Source organism: Hydrocoleum sp. CS-953, assembly GCF_002260545.1.
Taxonomy (GTDB): Bacteria; Cyanobacteriota; Cyanobacteriia; order Cyanobacteriales; family Microcoleaceae; genus Trichodesmium.
Window position 1 is genome coordinate 1 of sequence record NZ_LGSU01000079.1, and the last position, 2,015, is coordinate 2,015.

Sequence of the window (2,015 nt, forward strand, 5' to 3'; positions counted from 1 at the left end):
CAGTTGAATAGTAGTTAACTGTGAGAAAGTAGATAGTCTTTATATTAGTTTCTCCTTCGGGGAGGGTTGAAAGTTTAGGATAAACCGGGTTTTTTCACAAACATTGTCTAATTAGAAATTATCCTAATAAAAACCCGGTTTCTTAGGGGTGAAATTAGGCGTGGGAAAATTTAATTTCAGTTATTAGTTAGCTATACTAATCCTAAATGATTCGTGAAAAAAAAATGTAGGGGTTTGGTTTCAAACCCAAGGGAAAAACGGATTTGGAGAACAAACCCCGTTCGATAAAAGGAGAAGTTTGAAATGAATATAGCCTTTAAAAGTTGGCTTTTATAGTCAAATTCAATTTACCTGATTAATAAAGGTTTTCTTTCAAACTAAAATAAATAGCTGACTGCTGAATGCTTACTGCCTAATCATGTTAATTCTATTTGACTATCATCACCAATCATAAACCGTAATGCTTTAGGACGTTGTGGAGCATTAATTAGTTGAGCACGACGACCGAGCAAACTATCAACAATACGTTGATGAATTTCAATAATTTTTGCTCCTTGTAATATGACACTGTGTTCTAGGTCAACATCAATTAAAGTGACATTATCGGCAATACTACTATAAGGACCGATGAAACAATTTTCTAGGTGACAGTTATCACCTATAATTACAGGACCTCTAACGCTACAATTAATTAGTTTTGTATTTTCACCAATTTTTACCCGTCCAATAATTTGACTTTGGGAATCTATTTCTCCATTTACTGAATTAGTTATACGAGTATCTAAAATAATTTGATTGGCACTAAGTAAATCATCTTTTTTACCTGTGTCTAACCACCAACCTTCTAAAGTTCGTGCTTCAACAGAAATTTCTTTATCTTTTCCAGAAGTTTGTTGGTCAATTAAATATTGAATAGCATCAGTAATCTCTAATTCTCCTCTAGCTGAAGGTTTGATATTAGCAATGGCATTATGTATTTTATTAGAAAAGAAATATATACCTACAAGTGCTAAATCTGATGGTGGAACTTTAGGCTTTTCCACCAATCCTAAAACTCTTCCTTTTTTATCTACTTTTGCTACACCAAAAGCTGTGGGATTGGGAACTTTTCGTAACAGAATTAAAGCATCTAACTCTTCCTGTTTAAAAGTATATAAAAATTGATCGAGCTGACTTTCAATGATATTATCTCCAAGATACATTATGAAAGGAGAATCTCCCAAAAATGGTTGAGCAATTTTAACAGCGTGAGCTAAACCCGCAGGTTGTTCTTGGAGAATATAAGTAATTTTAGCTCCGAATTTTTCGCCGTTTCCTGTTAATTCTTGTACCTCTTTTCCAGTTTCTGGACTAATAATAATTCCAATGTCAGTAATACCTGCTGCAACAATACCTTCAATCCCATACCACAAAATAGGCTTATTAGCAACTGGTACTAATTGCTTTGCTCCTGTATAGGTAAGAGGACGTAGCCTTGTTCCTTTTCCACCAGAGAGAATTAATGCTTTCATGTTAATTTACTATTAGGGGTTTTTGCGGTAGTTTGCGTTTTTGGGGCTAATTTTTTTCCAGTCTAACATAAGGTTGATTGGCAATCAATTGTCATTTTAATAAGCAAGAAGGAAGAAGGAAGAAGGAGTAAATATTGAAAAAAAAGGAAAAATGATAGATATAGCAATCCTAAATTGGTTTTGACAATTTTTATGATAGTTAGTTTGAGCTTAAAATCTTTAAAATTATGACTCCTGTACGGGCGAATTCCTGCGGAATGCGGAGCAAACGCTCCCCCCTACAACCAAAATATTACAGCTATGCAGAGGATTGCTATATAGCTATCTAATATAAATTAGAGCAGCTATTTTTAAGTATCTATTTCTAGATGTAACTTTTTGTAGCGTTGTTTTTTTTGAAGTGGTATTAAAGACCTGATAATTGTATTTCATGTTAATGAAAATAACTATAACTTATTGCTAATGGTAGAAAAGAATTTTATCTAAGCATTCAGCCATCAATTA

The 2,015-nt window shown here is 33.2% G+C and carries 1 protein-coding gene; it reads right to left on the reverse strand.

Features of this window, described 5'->3' with window-relative positions; all coding sequences use genetic code 11:
* Positions 1–416: 416 nt before the first annotated feature.
* Positions 417–1,511, reverse strand: coding sequence for a glucose-1-phosphate thymidylyltransferase (locus AFK68_RS00495; RefSeq protein ID WP_094670782.1), 1,095 nt, complete (start codon positions 1,509–1,511; stop codon positions 417–419).
* Between the last annotated feature and the right edge of the window lie 504 nt (positions 1,512–2,015).

What these genes read in the sequence shown, in the direction of transcription:
- AFK68_RS00495 (WP_094670782.1), bottom strand. Translation starts at nt 1,511, where the DNA reads ATGAAAGCATTAATTCTCTCTGGTGGAAAAGGAACAAGGCTACGTCCT.